The sequence below is a fragment of the Caldovatus aquaticus genome, from assembly GCF_019458025.1.
Classification (GTDB): domain Bacteria; phylum Pseudomonadota; class Alphaproteobacteria; order Acetobacterales; family Acetobacteraceae; genus Caldovatus; species Caldovatus aquaticus.
The window spans coordinates 1-22,050 of sequence record NZ_JAHZUY010000029.1; the positions used below are offsets into that span (position 1 = coordinate 1).

The window sequence follows — 22,050 nt, forward strand, 5'->3', positions numbered from 1 at the left end:
CGGACGGCAGGGGTCCACCACCAGCACCGCCTCGCCGGGCCCGCAGCCGAGGCCGGCCTGCGGGCCGGGGTCGGGCAGGCCGGTCGCGCCGCCGATCCGCGCCTCGGCGAGCAGCGCCATCGCCTCCGCCGCCGCCGCGCGCGCGCCGGAAGGCAGCGGCCCGGCCTGCGGGCCGAGCCCGTGCGCGAGGACGAGCGCCAGCGGATCGGCCGCCGCGTCCCGGGACGGGGCCGCGAGCAGCGCGACCGGCGCGCGGCGCCGCCCGAAGCGCGGCGCCTGCCAGAGACCGGCGTCGAGCAGGACCAGGGGAGCGGCGCGGATTCCGCCGCCCTCGCCCCCGGCGGCGGTTCCGGACGCCCCCTCGCCGCCCCGGCGCAGCGGCCGCCGGGCGGAGGCCGGCAGCAGCAGGGGGAGTGCCGGGTCGGCGGCGCGGCGGAACACCGCCCACCAGGGCGCCGGAAGGATCGCGGCCTCGGGGAAGAAGGCGGGCAGGTGCGGCAGGTCGCGCAGCAGGCCGGAGGGGGCGCGGTAGCGGCGGCTCTCCGCCGCGGCCGGCACGGCCGGGCCGTTTCCCGTCGGACCCGGCGCGGGCGGCGGCGCGGCGCAGGCCGATGGATGCACGCGTTCCGTCCTGACGCTCCCCCGATCCGCGCGATGGCGTCCCGTGCGCACGCCCGCGCCGCCAGGGTCCCGGCCGGGCCGCGCCGGAGGCGGCGGGCACCCCGCGCGGGGACTGCGCACGGATGCAGGTAATGCTATTTATGGTTTCGGCCGGCGCGTGTCAGCACGGTCGCGTCTCCGGGCCCGGCGGGTCGCACGGCCGCGTCGTCCGCAGCACGACGGATCCGGCCCCGGGCAGGGGTGGCGGCGCGCCGGCGGGCGGCCGCGCGGCCGGGGGATGACGCGGCGGGCCGGACGGGACATCCGGGCGGGGCGCCGCGCCCGGGGAGGGGCGAGTGTTGGACCACGAACGGAACCTAAGGCCACAGAGGCTTCGCCAGCCCGGCACGGGCGTCACCGGTCGCGCGGCGGGCGGGGCGCAGGCCAGGGCGGCGGCGCGGCGGCGGCCGGGGCACCGGGCGATGCGCGCGGCCATGATGGCGCTGCTAGCGCTGGCCGGGGGCGGCTGCGCGGATCTCCGCGGCGCCGGCGGCGCGGCGGCGGGGGCCGCGCCGGCGGACCGGGCCTCCCCGGCCGATCCGCTGATCGCCTTCGCGGCGCAGGCGCGGCCCGGCGCCGAGGCCACGGTGACAGACCCCGCCACCGGGGCGGCGCTGCGGGTGCGGCTGGTGCGCGCCTATGCCGCGGCGAGCGGGCGCGAGTGCCGCGAACTGGCCGTGCTCGGCTTCGCGGCGACCGGCGGCGAGCGGCGGCGCCTTGTCTGCCGCGGCGAGGGCGGGCGGTGGGCCGAGGCGCGGGCGCGGGGGGGCGCCCGGCGCCCCCCCCCGCCCGGGGGGCCCCCCCGGGCGCTGCTGCGCTCCGGCCTCGCCGCGGCGCCGGGCGGCCCGGCCGTTCCGTGATGCGCTCCGGCGCCGCGGCGCGGCCGGACCCGGCGGAGGCGGCCGCCGTCCCGCAGCCGCGGCCGCGCGAGGGCTGGCGCGTGCAGCGCCGGGTGATCGGGGCGCTGATCCTGCGCGAGCTGCACATCCGGTTCGGGCGGCGGAACCTCGGCTACCTCTGGCTGTTCGCGGAGCCGCTGCTGCTCGGCCTCGCCGTCTCGGCGATGCACGCGCTCGGCGCCCGCGGCGCCGGGCCGAGAAGCGCGATCTCCGTCTTCGCCTTCTTCGCGGTCGGCTATTCGCTCTACTACATGTTCCGCGCCGTGGTCGGGCGCGCCGCGAACGGCCTGGCCGGCAACCGGCCTCTGCTCTACCACCGGATCGTCACCCCGCTCGACCTGCTCTATGCGCGCCACCTGCTGGAGGCGGCGGCCTGCGTGATGGTGGTGGCCCTGGTGTCGTTCGGGGTGACGGTGGTCCAGGGCCTCGCGCCCGACGACCCGATCAAGATGCTGGCCGCGGTGGCGCTGATGGCCTGGCTGTGCCACGGCCTCGCCCTGCTGGTCGCCGCCGGCGTGGAGCGGTGGGAGATGGTGGAGCGGCTGACGCATCCGCTGATCTATCTCCAGCTCCCCATCTCCGGCGCCTTCTTCCTGGTGGACTGGCTGCCGGGCCCGATGCAGGAGCTCGCGCTCTACAACCCGACGGTGCACGTCTTCGAGCTGCTGCGGGACGGCCAGTTCGGGCAGCGGATCCGCACCACCTACGACATCGGCTACGTCGCGGCCTGCGCGGCGGCGCTGCAGTTCCTCGGCCTGTGCGCGATGCACGCCGTGCGCCCGCACATCCAGGTGGACTGAGCGCGGCGGGGACGGACGGGCGGGGATGGCGCATGGGGCTCGAGCTGGTCAACGTCCGCAAGAGCTATCCGCGGCGCGGCGGCGGCGTGCACGAGGTGCTGCGCGGGGTGAACGCGCGCATCCGGCGCGGCGAGGCGGTCGGCATCCTCGGCCGCAACGGCGCCGGGAAGTCCACCCTGCTCCGCATCGTGGCCGGAGTGGAGCGGCCGAGCTCGGGCGTGGTGCGGCGGGCGATGAGCATCTCCTGGCCGCTGGGCTTCGGCGGCGCCTTCCAGGGGGCGCTCACCGGCGCGGACAACGTCCGCTTCATCGCCAGGATCTACGGCAGGCCGGTGCAGCGCACGCTGGAGGTCGTCGAGAGCTTCGCCGAGCTCGGCGAGTACCTGCGCATGCCGTTCGCCTCCTACTCGAGCGGGATGCGCGCGCGGCTCGCCTTCGCCGTCTCGCTCGCGGTGGACTTCGACTGCTACCTGGTGGACGAGGCGATCGCCCCGGCCGACGCGCGGTTCGCCGAGAAGTTCCGGGCGGCCTTCGCCGAGCGGGCACGCCGCAGCGCGCTGATCCTGGTCACGCACAGCGCGGCGACCGTGCGCGCCTACTGCACGAGAGCGGCGATCCTCGACGGGGGGACCCTCACCTTCTATGAAGATCTCGACGAAGCCCTCGCCACCTACAACCTCCTTTGACGTCTCCGCCACGCCGGCGGCGGACGCGGGCTGGGCCGGCACGCCGGACACGGCCGGGGAGGCGGCGGCCGGCGGGCAGGGCCGCCCGCTGCGCCGGCTCGCCGCCTGGGCGGCGCGGCGCGCCTTCCTGCTCGCGGTGGTGCTGCCGTCGCTGCTCGGCGCCGCCTACTTCCTCGGCATCGCCGCCGACCAGTACGTGTCGGAGGCGCGGTTCGTGGTGCGCGGCCGCGCGGGGACGGCGGGCGGCGGCCTGTCCGGGCTCGGCAGCCTGTTGGGCGGCGCCGGCCTCGCCCCGTCGCACGAGGAGGCGCAGGCGGTGCGCGACTTCCTCGCCTCGCACGGCGCGGTGGATGCGCTGGGCGGGCGGGTGGACCTGGTCGCGATCTTCACCCGGCCCGAGGCGGACTGGCTCTCGCGGCTGTGGTGGACCGATCCCGAGCGGCTGACCCGCTACTTCACCTCCATGGTGACGGCCAGCTACGACACCACCTCGGGCCTGATCACGCTGCGGGTGCGGAGCTTCCGGCCGGAGGATTCGCGCCGCCTCGCGGAGGAGCTGCTGGTCCTCTCCGAGGCCCTGGTCAACCGCATGAGCGAGCGGGCGCGCGAGGACGCGCTGCGCATCGCGCGCGAGGAGGTGGCGATCGCCGAGCGGCGCGTGATCGCGGCGCGCGAGGCGCTGACGGCGCTGCGCGCCCGCCAGCAGGCGCTCGATCCGTCGCGCGGCGCGGCGATCGCGACCGAGACGATCGGCCAGCTCGAGGGCCAGCTCACCGTGGCGCGGGCGGAGCTGGAGGCGCGGTCGCGCTTCATGCGTCCCGACAATCCGGGCCTGCTCGAGGTGCGCAACCGGATCGCCGCGCTCGAGCGCCAGATCGCCGAGGAGCGCCAGCGCCACACCGCCGGCGGGACGGCGCTCGCGGGCCAGCTCGCCGAGTACGACCGGCTGATGCTCGAGCGCGAGCTCGCCGACCGCCAGCTCGCCTCCGCCGTCGCCTCGCTCGAGCAGGCGCGGGTCGAGGCGCAGCGCCAGCAGGTGTTCCTCGCCCGCGTGGTCGAGCCGAACCTCGCGGAATATCCCCTCTATCCCAGGCGGATCATGAACTCGATCGGACTGTTCGTCGGTCTCGCCGTGCTCTACGGCATCGCCAGGCTGCTGATCGCGGGGATGCGCGAACATGCGGCGTGAGCCGCGGGGCGGCGCGGCGCGCCGCGACGGGGGCCTGCTCCGCCCCCTGCTGCTTGCGCTGGCGCTGGCCGGGCTTGCCGGCGGCCCGGCCGCGGGCCAGGGGCGCCTCCCCCCGGTGGCGGCGGGCGTGCCGCAGACGGCGCAGCAGCAGCTGCTGCTGCAGCAGATGCAGGCACAGCAGGGGGCGACCCAGCCGCCGCCCCCGCCGGGCACGGTGCCGGCCGCCTCGCCGGCGCCCTCGGGGCTGCTGTTCGACGAGCGCAGCCTCGCCGACATCCCCGGCCCGGCGCGCAACCGCGAGCGGCTGGGCCAGCCGACCGAGGCCGAGGGCGGCCCGCGCCTCGTGCCGCCGCTCGGCGATCTCGGCCGCACCAGCGGCCCCGCGACCGCCGTGTTCGGCGCCGCCCTCTTCACCGGCCAGCCGACGACCAGCAGCGACGCGCCCAACCCGAACTACGTCCTCGCGCCCGGCGACCGGGTGAGCGTGCGGGCCTGGGGGGCGGTGGACGCCGAGGTGGTCGCCGTGGTGGACCCGCAGGGGAACATCTTCATCCCCAATGTCGGGCCGGTGCCGCTCGCCGGGGTGCGGGTCGGCGACCTGCAGAGCGTGGTCTCGGCCGCGATCCAGCGGGTCTACACGCAGCAGGTCCAGGTCTATGCGACGGTGCTGAGCACCCAGCGCATCGGCGTCTTCGTCACCGGCTTCGTGCGCCTGCCCGGGCGCTACGCCGGCGCCGCCTCCGATTCGCTGCTCGACTTCCTGGTGCGCGCCGGCGGCGTGGATCCGGGGCGCGGCAGCTTCCGCGACATCACCCTGCAGCGCGGCGGGCGCACCGTCGCCACGGTGGACCTGTACCGGTTCCTCCTCGAGGGCCACCTGCCGGCCCTCAGGCTGCAGGAGGGGGACACCATCGTGGTCGGTCGCCAGCGCGCCCTGATCGGCGCCGACGGGGCGGTGCGCAACAACTTCCTCTTCGAGGCCGCGGGCCGCGGCGGCATGAGCGGGCGCGAGCTGATCGAGTACGCCCGCCCGCTGCCGTCGGCGACCAACGCGGTGGTGCGCGGGGTGCGCGGGGCGGTGCCGTTCTCGCGCTACGTCTCGCTGCAGGAGCTGGCCGGCATGCAGCTCCTCGACCAGGACACCGTCACCTTCGCCGCGGACGCGGCGCAGCGCACCATCCGCATCACGGTCGAGGGCAGCCGGCTCTATCCCTCGGTGCTGGTCGCCGACCGCGACGTCCAGCTCTGCGAGATCCTCGACCACATCGCCGTGGACCCGGCGCTCGCCGACACCCGCTCCGTCTTCCTGCTGCGGCCGCGGCTCGCGGCGCAGCAGCAGCGCGCCATCAACGAGGCGCTCGACCGGCTGGAGCGCCAGCTCTTCATGGCGGTCAGCCCGACCACGGGCGTGGCCAACATCCGCGCGAGCGAGGCGCAGCTCGTCGCCTCCTACATCTCGCGCGCGCGGCGGGTGCAGCCCGAGGGGCGGCTGGTGGTGAGCGACGAGGACGGGCACTGCGTGCCGGTGCGGATGGAGGACGGCGACATCGTCGTGATCCCGGAGCGCTCCTCCTCCGTGCTCGTCACCGGCGAGGTCACGATGCCGCAGGCGGTGGTCTGGCGCGAGGGCTGGCGGATCTCCGACTACGTCCGCGCGGCCGGCGGCTTCACCCCGCGCGGCAACAGCTCGACCCTGATGATCCGCCGGCCGAGCGGGCAGACGCTGCTCGATCCCGACGCCGCGCCGCGGCCCGGGGACGAGCTGATCGCGCTGCCCTATCTCGACCCGAAGTACCAGCAGATCGCGAGCGACCTGCTGGCGCTCGTGTTCCAGATCGCGGTGGCAACCAGGGTGTTCCAGTAGGGCCGGTCGCGGACGGCCGGGCGAAGCCGGCGCGCGCGGTCGCGCGCGGGGGGCGGGCACGCTCGCGCGGCCGTGTCGCGAGACTTGCGTCCGGCCCCGGCCGGAGGGTTCAACCACCGGTCTGCGGGCGGGGGCGAGGGCACATCCGGTGGCGGGAGTCTGGTCCAGGCCCGTGCGGGCGGAAGCCCGGGCGGAGAAGGCTGCGGGCGGAGCGCCTGCCGCCCGCGCCGCCCGGCGCGCGCCCACGCCGTCTCGGCGCGCAGCGCCGAGGGGAAACCGCCCTACGTTCCCTCGATCGCGGCGCGCAGCCGCCGGATCAGCGCCTCGCGCGCCGCGTCGTCCGGCGCCTCGTCGAGCGCGCGCTCGATCGAGAGCAGCAGCGCGGCGCGCGCGTTGTGCCAGTCGAGATGGCCGAGCCGCTCGGCATCGGTGCGGCGCCGTCCCCGGTCCGGCAGGCGGGCGGGCGGTGCGGCCGGGGACAGGGCGAAGGCCTCGTCCAGCGTCGGGCGGAGGATCGCCGTCTCGGGCACGACGCGGCGCCCGACGATGCGCCTGGCAAGGCCCTCGATCGCCGCTTCCTCGCCATGCACGAGGAAGACGCCGCCGCGCACCGGCGCGCGGGCGGCGATCCAGCGGCCGAGCTCCGGCCCGTCGGCATGGCCCGAATAGTCGGCGATCTCCGCGATCTGGGCGGCGACCTTCACCCTCTCGCCCTGGATCCGCACGTCCCGCGCGCCGTCGCGCAGCAGGCGGCCGAGCGTGCCCTCGGCCTGGAAGCCGACGAACAGCACCGTGGCGCGCGGGTCGGGCAGCCAGTTGCGCAGGTGGTGGCGGATGCGCCCGGCCTCGCACATGCCGCTGCCGGCGATGATCACGTGGAAGCCGTCCTCGAGCGCGATGGCGCGGCTCTGCTCCTGCGACTCTGTGAAGCGCAGCCGGGGCGAGCGCAGCGCGCGCGCGAGCGCCTTGCCCTCGGCGAGCGCGCCGGCGTGGCGGAGGAAGATGCGGCTGGCGCGGATCGCGAGCGGGCTGTCGAGGTAGACCGGCGCCTCCGGGACCTCTCCCGCATCCATCAGCGTGACGAGGTCCCACATCACCTCCTGCGCCCGTTCCACCGCGAAGCTCGGCACCAGCAGCGCGCCGCCGCGGCGCGCCGCCTTGCGCACGATCTCGGCAAGCCGGGCGCGCCGCTCCGCCTCGGAGCAGGGGGGACGATCCTCGTCGCCGTAGGTGGATTCGCAGATCACGTGGTCCACGCCGGCGGGGCCCTGCGGATCGGACTGCAGCACCGAGCAGTCCGGCCCGAGATCGCCGGAGACGAGGATGCGGAGCGGCGCCTCCGCGGCGCCGGCGGGGGCGGCGAACTCCAGCTCGATCGAGGCCGAGCCGAGCATGTGGCCGGCGTTCCAGTAGCGCGCGCGCACCCCTTCCGCGGGCTCGGTCCACTCGTCGAGCTCGACGGTGCGGAACTGGCCGATCACGCGCTCCCCGTCCTCGGCGGTGTAGATCGGCGTCACCGGCTCCATGCCGCCGCGGCGGCGGTTGCGGCGGTTCAGCGTCTCGACCTCCATCTCCTGGACGTGGCCGGCGTCCGGCAGCATCACCGAGCACAGGTCCCGCGTCGCGCGCGTCGCGTGGATCGGGCCGCGGAAGCCGGCCTTGGCGAGCTTCGGCAGCAGGCCCGAATGGTCGATGTGCGCGTGGGTGAGCAGCACGCAGTCGAGGGCGCGCGGGTCGAAGGGGAAGGGCTCGTAGTTCAGCGCCTTCAGGGACTTCGGCCCCTGGAACATCCCGCAGTCCACGAGGAAGCGCGCGCCGGGCGCCTCGAACAGCAGGCAGAGGCCGGTCACGGTGCGCGCCGCGCCGCAGACCCGGAGCGTGACCGCCATCCCCGCCTCCGTTCCCGCCGCGCCGGCCGCTAGCCGAGCCGCCAGCGGCCGCGCTCGACCGTCGAGAAGAACGCCGCGACGGCCTCGTTGAAGGCGGCCGGCTCCTCGAGGTTGATCGCGTGCCCGGTGCGCGGCGCGACCCAGAGGCCGGCGTTCGGCAGCGTCTGCTTGAGGAACAGGTTGGCCTCGAGGCAGGGCGTGTCCTCGTCGCCGACCGCGAGCAGCGTCGGGACCTCGAGGGTGCGCAGCTCCGCCTCCCAGTCGAAGATCGAATCGCGCAGGCCCTGGTAGCGCTTCATCGTCAGGCCGGAGCCGAGGCCGGAATGGGTGCGCAGCCGCGCCATGTACTCGGCGAAGCCGCGCGGGTCCTTCTTCTTGAGCTGGATGCGCGTCGGGCCGTGGCCGGTCTCCTCCGCCAGCGCGCCGGCCCAGCCCTCGCGGATCAGGGCCTCGCCGCGCGCGGCGCAGGCGCGGCGGAACTCCTCGCGCACGGCGGCGGAGCGGCTGGAGCCGGAGCCGACCCCGGCCAGCACCAGCGCGCTCGCCCGGCCGGGATTGCGCAGCACGAACAGCAGCGCGGCGAAGGAGCCCATCGAGCAGCCGACGAGGTGCGCGCGCTCCACCCCGCAATGGCGCATCACCGCGCCGATGTCGGCGGCGGCGAAGTCCTGGCCGTAGAGCCGCTCGTCCTCCGGCACGTCGGAGGGCGGGTAGCCGCGCGCGGCGAAGGCGATGCAGCGGTACTCGCGGCCGAACCAGCGCACCTGCGCCTCCCATTCGCGGTGGTCGGCGGCGAACTCGTGCACGAAGACGACGGGATGGCCGCTGCCGGTCTCCTCGTAGTAGAGCCGGACGCCGTCGGAGTCCGCGTAGGGCATGGCGTTCCCTCCCCGCTGCTTGCCGCGCTCGCGCCAGGGTGCGGGCGCGGCGGCGGGCGGTCAAGCCGGGCGCCGGGCGTCAGAGGGCCGCGGGAAAGCGGAACACGCTCGCCGGCTCCTCGCCGAAGTCGCGCGCGCGGCGCAGGCGCGCGCGCATCGCCTCGGCATAGGGGGCGGCGGCGCAGAGATGCGCGAACTGCCGTTCGGTCAGGACAAGTCCCGCGCGCCGCGCGAGGATCCGCAGCGCGTCCCGTTCCGCCGCGTCCAGCTCCGCCGGCAGCGGGTCCGGCACGGGGGGAAGGGCGGCGGAGAACGGGGCGTCCGGATCGAGCGGCGGCCGGCGCCGGCGCCAGGGCGTCGCCTGCTCGTAGGCGTGGGCGATGCGCAGCACCGTCGCCTCCTCGAAGGGCCGGCCGGCGATCTGCATGGCGAGCGGCAGGCCGTCCGCGGTGAAGCCGACGCACTGCACCAGCGCCGGGCCGCCGAGGACGTTGAACGGCGTCGCCAGCGAGGGCTGCCGCCAGAACATCGCGGTGCGCCAGGCGTCGAGCCGCGGCGCGGGGCCGGGCGCGGCGCAGACGAAGGCGTCGAAGCGCGCGTAGAGCGGCGCCATCTCGGCGATCATGGCGCGGCGCTCGCGCTGGGACTGCACGTAGTCCCCGGCGTCGAACAGGATCGCGGGCAGGGCGCGGCCGAGGAAGTCCTCGCCGAACTCGCCGGTCCGGCGGCGCAGGTTCTCGGCGTGGACGGCGAAGAGCTCGCTCTCGGCGCCGACGATCTTGACGTCGCAATAGGCCTGCGCCGGGCGGATGCGCGCCTCCTCCAGCACCGCGCCGAGGCCGCGCAGGACCGAGAGCGCCTCCTCGAGCGCCGCCGCGGCCTCCGGCGCGATGGGCACGTCCTCCTCGTGCAGGTGGCGCAGCACGCCGATGCGCAGGCCGCGGAGGCCGTCGCCGAGGCCGCTGCGGTAGTCCGGCACCGGGCGGCCGGCGCTCGCCGGGTCGCGCGGGTCGTAGCCGGCGAGCGCCTGGAGCAGGATCGCGCAGTCCTCGGCGGTCCAGGCCATGGGGCCGACATGGTCGTAGCTGTAGGAGTTGGTCATCACGCCGTGGCGACTGAGCAGGCCGTAGGTCGGCTTGAGGCCGACGAGGCCGCACATCGCCGCCGGGTTGCGGATCGAGCCGCCGGTGTCCGTGCCCAGCGCGCCGAGCGCGAGGCCGGCCGCGACCGCGGCGCCGGCGCCGGAGGATGAGCCGCCGGTGGCGTGCGCGCGGTTCCAGGGGTTGCGCGCCGGCGGCCAGGGCAGGTCGAAGGAGGGGCCGCCATGGGCGAACTCGTGCGTGGCGAGCTTGCCGAGCAGCACCGCCCCCGCCTCGCGCAGCTTGCGCACCACCGTCGCGTCCTCGCGCGGGACGTAATCGGCGCAGAGGCGCGAATGGCCGGTGGTGCGGATGCCGGCGGTGCAGATGACGTCCTTCAGCGCGAGCGGGATGCCGTGCAGCGGGCCGAGGTGCCGTCCGGCCATGATCGCCGCCTCCGCCTCGCGCGCGGCGTCGAGGGCCCGCTCGGCGGTGACGAGGAGGTAGGCGTTGAGCTGCGGGTCCAGCGCCTCGATGCGCGCGAGCAGGGCGCGGGTCAGCTCCACCGGCGAGAGCTGGCGGCGCGCGATCAGGCGCGCCGCCTCGGCGATCGAGAGGAAATGCGGCTCGCTCGGCGGCGATGACAGGATGTCGGGCATGTCCCAGCGGCTCCGCGCAGAGGCCGGCCGCGACGGCGCCGGCCGGCCCGGATTGATTCTTCCGCCCCGGGCTGGAACGCTAGGCGGCGGGCGCGACCCGGGTCAACCGGCGACCGCCCGCCGTCACCCTCATCGCCGCGCCGGCGGCGCGCCCCCGGCCGCCGCGCGCCGATCCGGAGCGTTCCGTGACTCCCCGCAGCGTCGAATCCCAGCCGTTCGAGCCGCCGCCCGCCCCCGGCGAGGCCAGGGAGATCCTGCCCGGCCTGCGCTGGGTGCGCATGCCGCTGCCCTTCCCGCCGCGCCACGTGAACCTGTGGCTGCTCGACGACGGCGACGGGTGGCTGCTGGTGGATTGCGGCGCGCAGACCGACGACGCCGCAGCGCTGTGGGAGCGGATCTTCGCCGCCGCGCTCGACGGGCGGCCGGTGACGCGGCTGCTGGTGACGCATTTCCATCCCGACCATGTCGGCTTCGCCGGCTGGATGGCGCAGCGCTGGGGCGGGGCGCCGCTGCTGATGACGCGCGCCGAGTGGCTGCAGGCACGCCTGCTGCGCCTCGACGCCGGCGAGGACATGATCGAGCAGCAGGTGGCCTGGGCGCGGCGCGCGGGATGCGCCGAGGACTACCTGCGCTTCCTCGCCGGCCGCGGGCCGCTCTACGTGCGCGCCGTGCTGCCGCTGCCGCGCCAGCACCGGCGCATCGCCGCGGGCGATTCGCTCCGCATCGGCGGCCGCACCTGGACCGTGCTGACCGGCTCCGGCCACGCGCCGGAGATGGCCTGCCTGCACTGCGCCGAGCTCGGCGTGTTGATCGCGGCCGACCAGATCCTGCCGCGCATCACGCCGCATGTCGGCGTGCACCCGACCGAGCCGGACGGCGATCCGCTGGCGGAGTTCCTCTCCTCCAACGCGCGGCTGGCGGCCCTGCCGCCGGAGACGCTGGTGCTGCCCTCGCACGGCGAACCCTTCCGCGGCCTGCACCGGCGCATCGCCGCGATCGCGGCGCACCATGCGGAACGGCTGGAGATGCTGCGCGACGCCTGCGCCGCGCCGATCACCGCGCTGGACGGGGCGCGGCGGCTGTTCCCGCGGCCGCTCGACCACCGCGCGCTGGGGGCGGCGATCGCCGAGACGCTCGCGCACCTGAACCGGCTCCTGGCGGCGGGCGAGGCGGTGCGCGAGATGCGCGGCGACGGGGTCGCGCTCTACCGGCGGGCCCCGTAGCGGCGCAGGCGGGCTTCGTCGCGCCGGCCGCCTCGGCTAGGCTGCGCGCGGGCATCGCGGCAGAGGAGGGCAGCGCCATGCAGCTCGGGCGTCTCGGCGTGTGGTATCCGACCGACCGGCTGGATGCGCCGCGGCTCCGCGACCTGCTGCGGAGCGTCGAGGAGCACGGCTACACCGCCCTCTGGTACCCGGAATCGCGCGGCTACGAATCGCTTTCCCTGGCGAGCTTCCTGCTCGCCCACAGCCGCCGCCTGGTGATCGGCAGCTCGATCGCCAACATCTACGCCCGCGACCCCTTCGCCGCGCGGCGCGGCCTGCTGACGCTCAACGGGCTGTACGGCGGGCGCTTCGTGCTCGGTCTCGGCGTCAGCCACGCGCCGATGGTCGAGGGGCTGCGCGGCCACCGCTACGAGAAGCCGGTCCCGGCCATGCGCGCCTACCTGGACGGCATCACCCGCGACCAGGAGGGGGCGGAGGAGTGGCCGATCGTGCTCGCCGCGCTCGGGCCGCGGATGCTCGCGCTCGCCGCCGCGCGCACGCGCGGCGCGGTGCCCTACAACGTCACGCCGGAGCACACGCGGCGGGCGGCGGCGGTCCTCGGCCCCGGGAAGTGGCTCGCGGTGGAGCAGAAGGTGTGCCTGGAAGGCGACCCGGCGCGGGCGCGCGCCCTCGGCCGCAAGGAGCTGGCGCGCTACCTGGCGCTGACCAACTACCGCGACAACTGGCTGCGCCTCGGCTTCACCGAGGCGGACCTCGCCGACGGCGGCAGCGACCGCTTCATAGACGCTATGGTGCTGCACGGCGACGCCGAGGCCATCAAGCGCGGCCTGCGCGCGCATTTCGCCGCCGGCGCCACGCATGTCTGCATCCAGCCGGTGCACGAGGAGGGCGACTTCGCCGCGCGCGAGCGGATGCTGGCGGCGCTGGCCGACACCTGAGGGGGCGCGCGGGCCCCTCCCCCGCCGCGCGGCCGGGGGGCGCCCCCGTTCGGCTTGTTCCCCGCGGCCGAGCCGATAGAGTCGCGCCCGGCGGTCACGGGTGCGGAGCGGGGACGTGCTGAAGCTCGGTTACAAGGCCTCGGCGGAGCAGTTCGCCCCGGGCCGGCTGCTGGAATTCGCGGTGCTGGCCGAGGCGGTCGGGTTCGATTCGGTGTTCGTCAGCGACCACTTCCAGCCCTGGCGGCACACCGACGGGCACGCGCCCTTCTCGCTCGCCTGGCTCGGGGCGCTGGGGGCGCGGACCTCGCGCATCGTGATCGGGACCAGCGTGCTGACGCCGACCTTCCGCTACCATCCCTCGATCGTGGCGCAGGCCTTCGGCACGCTCGGGGCGATGTTCCCGGGGCGCGTCGTGCTCGGCATCGGCACCGGCGAATCGCTGAACGAGGTGCCGGCGACCGGCGCGCCCTGGCCGGAGTTCAAGGAGCGCTTCGCCCGGCTGCGCGAGGCGGTGACGCTGATCCGCCGGCTTTGGAGCGAGGAGCGCGTGACCTTCGAGGGCCAGTACTACCGCACCGAGAAGGCGACGATCTACGACCGGCCGGGCCGGATGGTGCCGATCTACGTCGCCGCCGCCGGCGCGCTGGTGGCGAAGTACGCGGGCCGCGCCGGCGACGGCTTCATCTGCACCAGCGGCAAGAAGCCCGAGCTCTACACCGAGACGCTGCTGCCGAACGTCGCCGCCGGGCTCGCCCAGGCGCGGCGCGAGGAGCCCTTCGACCGCATGATCGAGGTCAAGGTCTCCTTCGACACCGACCGCGAGCGCGCGCTGGAGGACACGCGCCACTGGGCGGCGCTCGCCCTCTCGAGCGAAGAGAAGCTCTCGGTCGAGGATCCGGTGGAGATGGAGAAGCTCGCCGACGCGCTGCCGATCGAGCGCGCGGCGAGCCGCTGGATCGTCTCGACCGACCCGGAGGAGCACGCGGAGCGGATCGGCTTCTACGTCGGGCTGGGCTTCCGCCACCTGGTGTTCCACGCGCCGGGCCCGGACCAGGAACGGTTCCTGCGCCTCTACGGCGAGCGCGTGCTGCCGCTGCTGCGCCGGCGCTTCGGCTGAGGCATGACCCCGGGCGGCGCCAGGCTGGAGCTGATCGCGCTCCCGGGCATCCCGATGGTGCGGGCGGGGGACGACCTCGCCGCGCTGATCGCGGACGGCTTCGCGCGCGCCGGCATCGCGCCGCGGCCGGGCGACGTCTTGGTGGTGGCGCAGAAGGTGGTCTCCAAGGCGGAGGGGCGGATGGTGGACCTCGCCGCCGTCGCGCCCTCGCCGCGCGCGGTCGCGCTGGCCGGGGAGGTGCGGAAGGACCCGCGCCTGGTCGAGGTGATCCTGTCGGAGTCCGTGCGCGTGGTGCGCGCGCGGCCGGGGCTGCTGATCGTCGAGCATCGCCTCGGCTTCGTGATGGCGAATGCCGGCGTGGACCGCTCCAACGTCGCGCCGCCGGACGGCGCCGAGCGCGTGCTTCTGCTGCCACGCGACCCGGATGCGAGCGCCGAGACGCTGCGCGCGCGGCTCGGCCTGCCGGTGGTGATCAACGACAGCTTCGGGCGCGCCTGGCGGCGCGGCACGGTGGGCGTGGCGATCGGCGCGGCGGGGCTGCCGGCGCTGCTCGACCTGCGCGGGCGGCCGGACCTGTTCGGGCGGCGGCTGGAGGTCAGCATCACCGGCTTCGCCGACGAGATCGCCGCCGCTGCCTCGCTGCTGATGGGCCAGGGCGCGGAGGCGCGGCCCGCGGTGCTGGTGCGCGGCCTCGACTGGGGCGAAGCGCCGCCGTCGCGCGCGGCGGAGCTGGTGCGGCCGGCGGCGGAGGACCTGTTCCGGTGAGCGGCGGCGGGCCGGTGGTGGCGCTCTCGGGCGGCGTCGGCGGCGCCAAGCTCGCGCTCGGCCTCTCCCGCGTGCTGCCGGCGGAGGAGCTGCTGGTCGTCGCCAACACCGGCGACGATTTCGAGCATCTCGGCCTCCACGTCTCGCCCGATCTCGACACGCTGATGTATGCGCTGGCCGGCCTGGACAACCTCGAGACCGGCTGGGGGCGAAGGGACGAGACCTGGTCGTTCATGGCGGCGCTCGGCGAGCTCGGCGGCGAGACCTGGTTCCGCCTCGGCGACCGCGACCTCGCCACGCATGTCGAGCGCACGCGCCGCCTCCGGGCCGGGGAGACGCTGTCGCAGGTGACGGCGGCGTTCTGCCGCCGCCTCGGCGTCGGACCGCGGCTGCGGCCGATGAGCGACGACCGCGTGCGGACGCGCCTGCACACCGCGGAGGGCTGGCTCGACTTCCAGGACTGGTTCGTGCGGCGGCAGTGCCGGCCGGCGGTGCGCGCCATCGCCTTCGACGGCGCGCCGGCGGCGCGGCCGCAGCCGGAGGTGATGGCGGCGCTGCGCGGCGGCGGGCTGCGCGCGGTGGTGATCTGCCCGTCCAACCCGCTGATCAGCATCGAGCCGATCCTCGCCCTGCCCGGACTGCGCGAGGCGATCCGCGGCTGCGGCGCACCGGTGGTCGCGGTCTCGCCGATCATCGGCGGCGAGGCGGTGAAGGGGCCGACGGCGAAGATGCTGCGCGAGTTCGGCATCCCGCCGGGCGCGGCGGCGGTGGCGCGGCGCTACCGCGACCTCCTCGACGGCTACGTGATGGACGAGGCGGACGCCGCCGAGGCGGCGGCGGTGGGCGTGCCGGTGACCCTCGCCCGCACGCGGATGGTCACGCTCGCGGACCGCGAGGCGCTGGCGCGCACCGTCCTCGCCGCGGCCGACGCCCTGCGGCGCCCGGCGTGACGGCGCCCCCCGGCATCTGGGCCGTGCTGCCCGTGAAGGCGTTCGCGGGCGCGAAGCAGCGCCTCGCGCCGCTGCTCTCGCCGGCGCAGCGGCGGACGCTGGCGGAGATCATGCTGGGCGAGGTGCTCGCGGCGCTGGCGGCGGCGCGCGGGCTCGCCGGCATCCTGGTCGTGACCTGCGACCCGCGGGCGGCGGAGATGGCGGTGCGCGCCGGGGCGCGCGTCACCGAGGAGGGCGCGCAGGCGGGCCACACCGGCGCCGTCGCCGCGGCGATGCGCCTGCTCCTGCGCGAGAGGGGCGCGGCCGGCGTGCTCGCCGTCCCGGGCGACATCCCGGCCGTGACCGCGGCCGAGATCGAGGCGGTGCTGGCCGCACACGGCCCGGCGCCCGCCTTCACCATCGCCCCGGCGCGCGACGACCTCGGCTCCAACGCCGTGCTGTGCGCGCCGCCGGACGCGGTGCCGCTGCGCTTCGGCGACAACAGCTTCTTCCCGCACCTCGCGGCGGCGCGCGCCGCCGGCATCGCGCCGCGCGTGGTGCGCGGGGTGCCCGGGATCGCGACCGACATCGACAGCCCGGCGGACCTTGCCGCCTTCCTGCGGCTGCCGCAGGCGGCGCGCACGCGCACCTTTGCCTTCCTCGCGGCGGAGGGCCTCTCAGGCTAGCGCCGGCGCCCGCCGGCGCGGCGGCGTCTGCACCAGCGGCGCGAGCGGCGCCGCGGCGAAGGAGGCGGCGCGCCGCTCCTCCGGCACCGGGCGGTAGAGCGTGTCCCGCTGCTGCGGCACGCGCCCGGCGGAGCGGATCAGCGCCTCCATCGCCGCGGGCGGGAATTCCTGGCCGTGCTGCGTGCCGGCGGCGCGCGAGATGCTCTCGTTCATCAGCGTGCCGCCGAGGTCGTTCGCCCCCGCCTGCAGGCAGATCGCCGCCCCGTCCGGGCCCATCTTCACCCAGGAGGCCTGGATGTTGCGGATGTGCGGGTGCAGGACGAGGCGCCCCGCAGCGTGCATCAGCACCGCCTCGCGGAAGGTCGGGCCGCGCCGCGCCTGGCCGCGCAGGTACATCGGCGCCTCCATGTGCACGAAGGGCAGCGGCACGAACTCCGTGAAGCCGCCGGTCTCCTGCGCCAGGTCGCGCAGCGCGAGCAGGTGCCGCGCCCAGGAGAGCGGCCCCTCGACGTGGCCGAACATGATCGTCGCCGTGGTGCGCAGGCCGAGGCCGTGCGCGGCGCGCACCACCGCGAGCCACTGCGCGGTGTCCACCTTGTCCGGGCAGATCACGGCGCGGATCTCGTCGTCCAGGATCTCCGCCGCGGTGCCGGGCAGCGTGCCGAGGCCCGCGTCGCGCAGCCGCGCGAGGAAGGCGGGCACGGAAAGGCCGAGCGTCGCCGCGCCCTGCGTGATCTCGAGCGGCGAGAAGGCGTGGATGTGCATCCCCGGCACCGCCGCCTTGATGGCGCGGCAGATCGCCTCGTAGGTCGCGCCCGTGTAGTCGGGGTGGATGCCGCCCTGGAGGCAGACCTCGGTCGCGCCGCGCTCCCACGCCTCCACCGCGCGGCGGACGATCTCCCCGAGCGCCAGGTCGTAGGGGGCGCCGCGCAGCGCCTCGTGCGTGCGGCCCTTGGAGAAGGCGCAGAAGCGGCAGCGGTAGGCGCAGATGTTGGTGTAGTTGATGTTGCGGTTGACGACGTAGCGCACGACCTCGCCGCTGACCGCACGGCGCAGCGCGTCGGCCGCCCCCGTGACGTGGCGGTAGTCGGCGTCGCGCGCGGCGAACAGGCGCACGATGTCCGGCGGATCGAGCCGCGCCCCGCCGGCCGCGCGCTCCACGGCGCGCGCCAGCGCGGCGTCGGCGGCGGCGAGGCGGACCGGCTGCGGGCGCGGCGGCGCGGTCGCGCCCGGCGACCAGTCGTCCGCGCGCGCCAGGCCCTCCGCGTCGCTCATCCGCCGCACGCGCGTCGCGACCTCCGGCGCCAGCCAGCGCTCCGGCGCGCGCGCATAGGCGGGATAGACCGGCAGGCGCTGCACCAGCACCTTGCCCGCCTCCGCCGTGCGCCGCGCGAGTTCCTCCAGGTGCGGCCAGGGCGCCTCCGGGTTCACGTGGTCCGGGGTGACCGGCGAGACGCCGCCCCAGTCGTTGATCCCCGCCGCGACAAGGCGCGGATAGACGCCGGGCGAGAGGTTCGGCGGCGCCTGGATGTTCATCGCCGGCCCCAGCACCAGCCGCGCCACGGCGACGGTCCAGAGCAGGTCGTCGAGGCCGGGCTCCGGCGCGCCGGCGAGCCGGGTGCGCGGCTTGGCGCGGAAGTTCTGGACGATGACCTCCTGGATGTGCCCGTGGCGCGCGTGCAGGTCGCGGATGGCGAGGAGCGCCGCGATCCGCTCGGCGCGCGTCTCGCCGATGCCGATCAGGATGCCGGTGGTGAAGGGGACGGCGAGCTCGCCGGCGAGGCGGATCGTCTCCAGCCGCGCGGCCGGGTGCTTGTCGGGCGAGCCGTGGTGCACGCCGCCCCTCATGCACAGGCGCTCGCTCGCGCTCTCCAGCATCAGGCCCTGGCTCGCCGTCACCGCGCGCAGCGCGGCGATCTCCTCGCGCGTCATCACGCCCGGGTTGGCGTGGGGCAGAAGGCCGGTCTCGCGCAGCACCAGCGCGCACATCTCCCGCAGGTAGGAGATCGTCGTCGCGTGGCCGAGCGCGGCCAGCGCCTCGCGCGCCGCCTCCCAGCGCAGCTCCGGCTTGTCGCCGAGGGTGAACAGCGCCTCGGTGCAGCCCGCCGCGGCGCCGGCGCGCGCGATCGCCAGCACCTCCTCGGGCGGGAGGTAGGCCGGGCGCCCGGCGCGCGGCCGCTCGGCGAAGGTGCAGTAGTGGCAGACGTCGCGGCAGAGCCTGGTCAGCGGGATGAAGACCTTGCGCGAGTAGGAGACGAGCCGCCCGTGGCCGGCATCGCGCAGGCGCGCGGCCTCGGCCATCAGTTCGGCCAGCGGGGCCGTCTCCAGCCACTCCGGGGGGTAGTCCGCGGCGCCCATCCTCGATCGCCCTTGGCAGGATCGCCCGCATCGTGTGGTATCGCCCGGTCCGTGGCAATCCGGGGAGGAGGCGATGCGGATCGGCTTCAGCGCGCCGACGGCGGGGCCGCTCGCGGCGCCCGACGCGCTCGTTCGCATCTGCGTCGAGGGCGAGGCGCTCGGCTTCGACTACGCCACCTTCAGCGATCACGTGGTGATCCCGGCCGACATCCATTCCCGCTATCCCTACAGCGAGACCGGGGAATTCCCGGCCGGGGCGCGGGCGGAGCGGCACGAGCAGCTGACCGAGATGGCCTTCGTCGCCGCCCGCACCTCCCGGCTGCGCCTCGTCACCTCGGTCATGGTGGTGCCGCACCGGCCGGCGGTGCTCGCCGCCAAGATCCTCGCCACGCTCGACGTGCTCTCGGGCGGGCGGCTCACGCTCGGCATCGGCGCGGGATGGCTGAAGGAGGAGTTCGAGGCGATCGGCGCCCCGGACTTCGCCGCCCGCGGCGCGGTGACGGACGAGTACGTGGCGGCCTTCCGCGCCCTCTGGACGCAGCCGGAGCCGAGCTTCGCCGGGCGGTACGTGCGCTTCGGCAACATCCTGTTCGAGCCGAAGCCGGTGCAGAAGCCGCACCCGCCGATCTGGGTCGGCGGCGAGAGCGGCCCCGCGCTGCGCCGCGCGGCGCGCCTCGGCGACGGCTGGTACCCGATCGGCACCAACCCCGCCCATCCGCTCGACAGCCTCGCCCGCCTGCGCGCCGGCATCGCCCGCCTGCGCCGGCTGACCGGGGAGGCCGGGCGCGATCCGGCCGCCGTCGCCATCGCCTACCGCGTGCAGGCGCACGGGCCGGACCTGCCGGCGCGGGCCGGCGACGGGGAGCGGCGGCTGTTCTCCGGCGGCCCGGCGGAGATCGCCGCGGATCTGCGCGCGCTGCGCGACCTCGGCGTGGGGCACGTGGATTTCGGCTTCGGCGGCGCCACCGCGGAGGCGGCGCTCGAGGCCATGCGGCGCTTCCGCGACGAGGTCATGGCGCGCCTCTGACGGCGCGGGCGGGAGGGAGGCGGCGATGCGGCTTGGCATCACCATCGGCATGATCCGCGGCGCGCGGCCGCGCCTCGAGATGGAGCTGGTGGAGGAGGCGGAACGCCTCGGCTTCCATTCGGTCTGGTGCGGCGAGGCCTACGGCACCGATGCCGTGACGCCGGTCGCCTGGGTGCTCGCGCGCACCACGCGCATCAAGGCCGGCACCGGCATCATGCAGATCCCGGCGCGCACGCCGGCCTGCGCGGCGATGACGGCGATGACGCTGCAGGCGCTCTCCGGCAACCGCTTCCTCTGCGGCGTCGGCCCCTCCGGCCCGCAGGTGGTGGAGGGCTGGCACGGCGTGCCCTACGGCGACGGCCTCGGCCGCACGCGGGAGTACATCGAGATCATCCGCAGGATCCTCGCGCGCGAGGCGCCGCTCGAATACGCGGGGACGCACTACCAGATCCCCTATCGCGGCCCCGGCGCCACCGGCCTCGGCAAGCCGCTCAAGAGCATCTGCCACGCCGACCCGGACCTGCCGATCTACACCGCCTCCATCACGCCGGCGGGGCTCAGGCTCGCGGGCGAGATCGCGGACGGCACGCTGCCGATCTTCCTCTCGCCGGAGAAGGCGGACCTGGTAGCCGGGCCGATCCTCGAGGGCATGCGGAAGGCCGGCAGGGCCGCCGACCTCTCGCGCTTCGACATCGCACCCTACACCAAGATCCGCGTCGGCGCCGACCTGCAGGCCTGCCGCGACGCGATCAAGCCGGAGCTTGCGCTCTACATCGGCGGCATGGGCGCGCGCAGCAAGAACTTCTACAATACCTACGCCGCGCGTCTCGGCTACGAGGCGGCGGCGCGGCGGATCCAGGACCTCTATCTCGACGGCAAGAGGAAGGAGGCCGCCGCCGCCGTGCCCGATGCGCTGTGCGACGAGGTGGCGCTGCTCGGCCCGCCGGAGCGCATCCGCGACCGGCTGCAGGCCTGGAAGGCGATCGCGCGGGAAGGCAAGGTCGGCACGGTCGTGCTGGCCGGCGCCACGGTCGAGGCGCTGCGCGTGGCGGCGGAGGCGGTGCTGTAGGGCGGATCGCGGACCGCCGGAAGCAGCCGGGAGCGCGGATCCGCGCGGCGGGCGACGCACCGGAGCCGCCGCCGGGCGCACCGCCGGGCGGAGGCGGCTCTCCCGCGCGCGCGGCGCCAAGGCCGCGCTACAGCAGCACCAGGTCGTCGCGGTGGATGATCTCGTCGCGGCCGCGCCAGCCGAGGATCCGCTCCAGCTCGTCGCTGCGGTGGCCGGCGATCCGCCGCGCCGCGTCGGAATCGTAGGCGGAGAGGCCGCGCGCCACCTCGCGCCCCGCCGTGTCGCGCACGCTGACCGGATCGCCGCGCTGGAAGGTGCCCTCCACCGCGCGCACCCCGGCCGGCAGCAGCGACCGGCCCTCGGCGAGGGCGCGCGCGGCGCCGGCGTCCACCACCAGCGTCCCCAGCGGGGCGAGCGAGCCGGCGATCCAGCGCTTGCGCGCGCTGCGCCCCTCCGGCGCGGGGAGGAACCAGGTGCAGCGCGCCCCCTGCTCGATCGCGCGCAGCGGGTGGTCCGTCTTGCCGAGCGCGATCGCCATGGCGCAGCCGGCGCCGGTGGCGATGCGCGCGGCGATCAGCTTGGTGCGCATCCCCCCGGAGGAGTAGCCCGGCGGCGGCTCGCCCCCCATCGCCATGATCTCGTCGGTGACCCGCTCGACGACGGGCAGGTGCCGCGCCGCGGGATCCTTGCGCGGATCGGCGGTGTAGAGGCCGTCGATGTCGGACAGCAGCACCAGCACGTCGGCCTGGATCATCTCGGCGACGCGGGCGGCGAGGCGGTCGTTGTCGCCGAAGCGGATCTCGGCGGTCGCCACCGTGTCGTTCTCGTTGATCACCGGGACGCAGCCGAGCTCGAGCAGCGTGCCGAGGGTGGCGCGGGCGTTGAGGTAGCGGCGGCGGTCCTCGGAATCCTCGAGCGTGAGCAGGAGCTGGGCGGCGGTCAGCCCGTGCGCGGCCAGCGCCGCCTGCCAGGCGCCGGCGAGGCGGATCTGGCCGACCGCGGCGGCGGCCTGCTTCTCCTCGAGCCGCAGGCGCCGGCGGGTCAGGCCGAGGGCGCGGCGGGCGAGGGCGATGGCGCCGGAGGAGACGATCGCCACCTCCGCCCCCCGCGCGCGCATCGCCGCGACGTCGGCGGCGACCGAGGCGAGCCAGGACTCCCGCGGGGCCGCGCTGCGCTCGTCCACGACGAGCGCGGAGCCGATCTTGACCACCACGCGCCGGGCGGCGGCGAGGCTGGGGACGGCGGCGCTGCGCGCCGGGGCGGCCTGCTGCATGGCGGCCGCGCATAGCACGCGTGCCGGCGGCGGCGAAGCGGGGGCGGGCGGCGGGCGCCGGG

General features: G+C 76.1%; 19 protein-coding genes. 13 read left to right on the top strand and 6 right to left on the bottom strand.

The features are described 5' to 3' along the window. The coding region (locus tag K1J50_RS11365; RefSeq protein WP_220117832.1) for a hypothetical protein at window positions 1–558 on the bottom strand (558 nt) is incomplete at its 3' end. A 536-nt stretch (window positions 559–1,094) separates the two neighbouring features. On the opposite strand from K1J50_RS11365, the gene K1J50_RS11370 reads away from it, so the two are divergent. Genes K1J50_RS11370 through K1J50_RS11390 form a run of 5 tightly spaced genes read left to right on the top strand, consistent with a single transcriptional unit; the run spans window position 1,095 to window position 6,098 of the window. Further along, the gene (locus K1J50_RS11370; protein WP_220117833.1) at window positions 1,095–1,520 is read left to right on the top strand and encodes a DVU3141 family protein; all 426 of its coding nucleotides are present in this window, start codon (window positions 1,095–1,097) and stop codon (window positions 1,518–1,520) included. Then, window positions 1,520–2,359 (top strand): ABC transporter permease, encoded by an 840-nt coding sequence (locus tag K1J50_RS11375; RefSeq protein ID WP_255575209.1) that lies wholly within the window; start codon window positions 1,520–1,522, stop codon window positions 2,357–2,359. Before K1J50_RS11370 ends, K1J50_RS11375 begins: the two co-directional genes overlap by 1 nt. A gap of 32 nt (window positions 2,360–2,391) precedes the next feature. Continuing rightward, entirely contained in the window at window positions 2,392–3,045 is a 654-nt protein-coding gene (locus K1J50_RS11380; RefSeq protein WP_220117835.1) for an ABC transporter ATP-binding protein, read from the top strand. Then, on the top strand, window positions 3,002–4,234 hold the full coding sequence (locus tag K1J50_RS11385; RefSeq protein WP_255575205.1) for a capsule biosynthesis protein: 1,233 nt from the start codon (window positions 3,002–3,004) through the stop codon (window positions 4,232–4,234). Before K1J50_RS11380 ends, K1J50_RS11385 begins: the two co-directional genes overlap by 44 nt. Continuing rightward, entirely contained in the window at window positions 4,224–6,098 is a 1,875-nt protein-coding gene (locus K1J50_RS11390) for a polysaccharide biosynthesis/export family protein (protein ID WP_255575207.1), read from the top strand. Before K1J50_RS11385 ends, K1J50_RS11390 begins: the two co-directional genes overlap by 11 nt. A gap of 281 nt (window positions 6,099–6,379) precedes the next feature. Here the strand turns inward: K1J50_RS11390 and K1J50_RS11395 are convergent, their stop codons facing one another. The 3 genes from K1J50_RS11395 to K1J50_RS11405 form a co-directional block, all read right to left on the bottom strand. After that, window positions 6,380–7,987: an MBL fold metallo-hydrolase RNA specificity domain-containing protein gene (locus K1J50_RS11395; protein WP_220117836.1), complete on the bottom strand. Its 1,608-nt coding sequence runs from the start codon at window positions 7,985–7,987 to the stop codon at window positions 6,380–6,382. A 29-nt stretch (window positions 7,988–8,016) separates the two neighbouring features. Beyond that, window positions 8,017–8,865 carry an alpha/beta fold hydrolase gene (locus tag K1J50_RS11400; protein ID WP_220117837.1) on the bottom strand — a complete coding sequence of 283 codons (849 nt, stop codon included), beginning with the start codon at window positions 8,863–8,865 and terminating at the stop codon, window positions 8,017–8,019. Window positions 8,866–8,944: 79 nt separating this feature from the next. Beyond that, complete coding sequence (locus tag K1J50_RS11405; protein ID WP_220117838.1) at window positions 8,945–10,603, bottom strand: amidase; 1,659 nt, start codon at window positions 10,601–10,603, stop codon at window positions 8,945–8,947. 185 nt (window positions 10,604–10,788) lie between these two features. Between K1J50_RS11405 and K1J50_RS11410 the strand changes: the two genes are divergently transcribed. From K1J50_RS11410 to cofC, 6 genes are all read left to right on the top strand, one after another. Next, window positions 10,789–11,826 (top strand): MBL fold metallo-hydrolase, encoded by a 1,038-nt coding sequence (locus K1J50_RS11410; RefSeq protein WP_369413580.1) that lies wholly within the window; start codon window positions 10,789–10,791, stop codon window positions 11,824–11,826. A gap of 77 nt (window positions 11,827–11,903) precedes the next feature. Continuing rightward, window positions 11,904–12,764, top strand: coding sequence for a TIGR03620 family F420-dependent LLM class oxidoreductase (locus tag K1J50_RS11415; protein ID WP_220117839.1), 861 nt, complete (start codon window positions 11,904–11,906; stop codon window positions 12,762–12,764). Between the two features lie 115 nt (window positions 12,765–12,879). After that, window positions 12,880–13,881: a glucose-6-phosphate dehydrogenase (coenzyme-F420) gene (gene fgd / locus K1J50_RS11420; RefSeq protein WP_220117840.1), complete on the top strand. Its 1,002-nt coding sequence runs from the start codon at window positions 12,880–12,882 to the stop codon at window positions 13,879–13,881. A gap of 3 nt (window positions 13,882–13,884) precedes the next feature. Next, on the top strand, window positions 13,885–14,646 hold the full coding sequence (gene cofE, locus K1J50_RS11425; RefSeq protein ID WP_220117841.1) for a coenzyme F420-0:L-glutamate ligase: 762 nt from the start codon (window positions 13,885–13,887) through the stop codon (window positions 14,644–14,646). Further along, complete coding sequence (gene cofD / locus K1J50_RS11430; RefSeq protein ID WP_220117842.1) at window positions 14,643–15,596, top strand: 2-phospho-L-lactate transferase; 954 nt, start codon at window positions 14,643–14,645, stop codon at window positions 15,594–15,596. The genes cofE and cofD overlap by 4 nt, the downstream gene beginning before the upstream one ends. Beyond that, the gene (gene cofC, locus K1J50_RS11435) at window positions 15,593–16,261 is read left to right on the top strand and encodes a 2-phospho-L-lactate guanylyltransferase (protein WP_220117843.1); all 669 of its coding nucleotides are present in this window, start codon (window positions 15,593–15,595) and stop codon (window positions 16,259–16,261) included. Before cofD ends, cofC begins: the two co-directional genes overlap by 4 nt. On the opposite strand, the gene cofH is transcribed toward cofC, so the two are convergent. Continuing rightward, entirely contained in the window at window positions 16,253–18,619 is a 2,367-nt protein-coding gene (gene cofH, locus K1J50_RS11440) for a 5-amino-6-(D-ribitylamino)uracil--L-tyrosine 4-hydroxyphenyl transferase CofH (RefSeq protein ID WP_220117844.1), read from the bottom strand. The genes cofC and cofH overlap by 9 nt on opposite strands. A 73-nt stretch (window positions 18,620–18,692) precedes the next feature. Between cofH and K1J50_RS11445 the strand changes: the two genes are divergently transcribed. Beyond that, window positions 18,693–19,646, top strand: a complete 954-nt coding sequence (locus K1J50_RS11445; protein WP_220117845.1) for an LLM class F420-dependent oxidoreductase — start codon at window positions 18,693–18,695, stop codon at window positions 19,644–19,646. 25 nt (window positions 19,647–19,671) lie between these two features. Then, window positions 19,672–20,715, top strand: a complete 1,044-nt coding sequence (locus K1J50_RS11450; RefSeq protein WP_220117846.1) for an LLM class F420-dependent oxidoreductase — start codon at window positions 19,672–19,674, stop codon at window positions 20,713–20,715. A 127-nt stretch (window positions 20,716–20,842) separates the two neighbouring features. Here the strand turns inward: K1J50_RS11450 and proB are convergent, their stop codons facing one another. Beyond that, on the bottom strand, window positions 20,843–21,988 hold the full coding sequence (gene proB, locus K1J50_RS11455) for a glutamate 5-kinase (protein ID WP_220117847.1): 1,146 nt from the start codon (window positions 21,986–21,988) through the stop codon (window positions 20,843–20,845). Window positions 21,989–22,050 lie beyond the last annotated feature (62 nt).

Excerpts from the sequence above, each read along its gene's own strand:
- K1J50_RS11370 (WP_220117833.1), top strand. The coding sequence starts at position 1,095 with ATGATGGCGCTGCTAGCGCTGGCCGGGGGCGGCTGCGCGGATCTCCGC.
- K1J50_RS11375 (WP_255575209.1), top strand. The coding sequence starts at position 1,520 with ATGCGCTCCGGCGCCGCGGCGCGGCCGGACCCGGCGGAGGCGGCCGCC.
- K1J50_RS11380 (WP_220117835.1), top strand. The coding sequence starts at position 2,392 with ATGGGGCTCGAGCTGGTCAACGTCCGCAAGAGCTATCCGCGGCGCGGC.
- K1J50_RS11385 (WP_255575205.1), top strand. The coding sequence starts at position 3,002 with ATGAAGATCTCGACGAAGCCCTCGCCACCTACAACCTCCTTTGACGTC.
- K1J50_RS11390 (WP_255575207.1), top strand. The coding sequence starts at position 4,224 with ATGCGGCGTGAGCCGCGGGGCGGCGCGGCGCGCCGCGACGGGGGCCTG.
- K1J50_RS11395 (WP_220117836.1), bottom strand. The coding sequence starts at position 7,987 with ATGGCGGTCACGCTCCGGGTCTGCGGCGCGGCGCGCACCGTGACCGGC.
- K1J50_RS11400 (WP_220117837.1), bottom strand. The coding sequence starts at position 8,865 with ATGCCCTACGCGGACTCCGACGGCGTCCGGCTCTACTACGAGGAGACC.
- K1J50_RS11405 (WP_220117838.1), bottom strand. The coding sequence starts at position 10,603 with ATGCCCGACATCCTGTCATCGCCGCCGAGCGAGCCGCATTTCCTCTCG.
- K1J50_RS11415 (WP_220117839.1), top strand. The coding sequence starts at position 11,904 with ATGCAGCTCGGGCGTCTCGGCGTGTGGTATCCGACCGACCGGCTGGAT.
- cofE (WP_220117841.1), top strand. The coding sequence starts at position 13,885 with ATGACCCCGGGCGGCGCCAGGCTGGAGCTGATCGCGCTCCCGGGCATC.
- cofH (WP_220117844.1), bottom strand. The coding sequence starts at position 18,619 with ATGGGCGCCGCGGACTACCCCCCGGAGTGGCTGGAGACGGCCCCGCTG.
- K1J50_RS11445 (WP_220117845.1), top strand. The coding sequence starts at position 18,693 with ATGCGGATCGGCTTCAGCGCGCCGACGGCGGGGCCGCTCGCGGCGCCC.
- K1J50_RS11450 (WP_220117846.1), top strand. The coding sequence starts at position 19,672 with ATGCGGCTTGGCATCACCATCGGCATGATCCGCGGCGCGCGGCCGCGC.
- proB (WP_220117847.1), bottom strand. The coding sequence starts at position 21,988 with ATGCAGCAGGCCGCCCCGGCGCGCAGCGCCGCCGTCCCCAGCCTCGCC.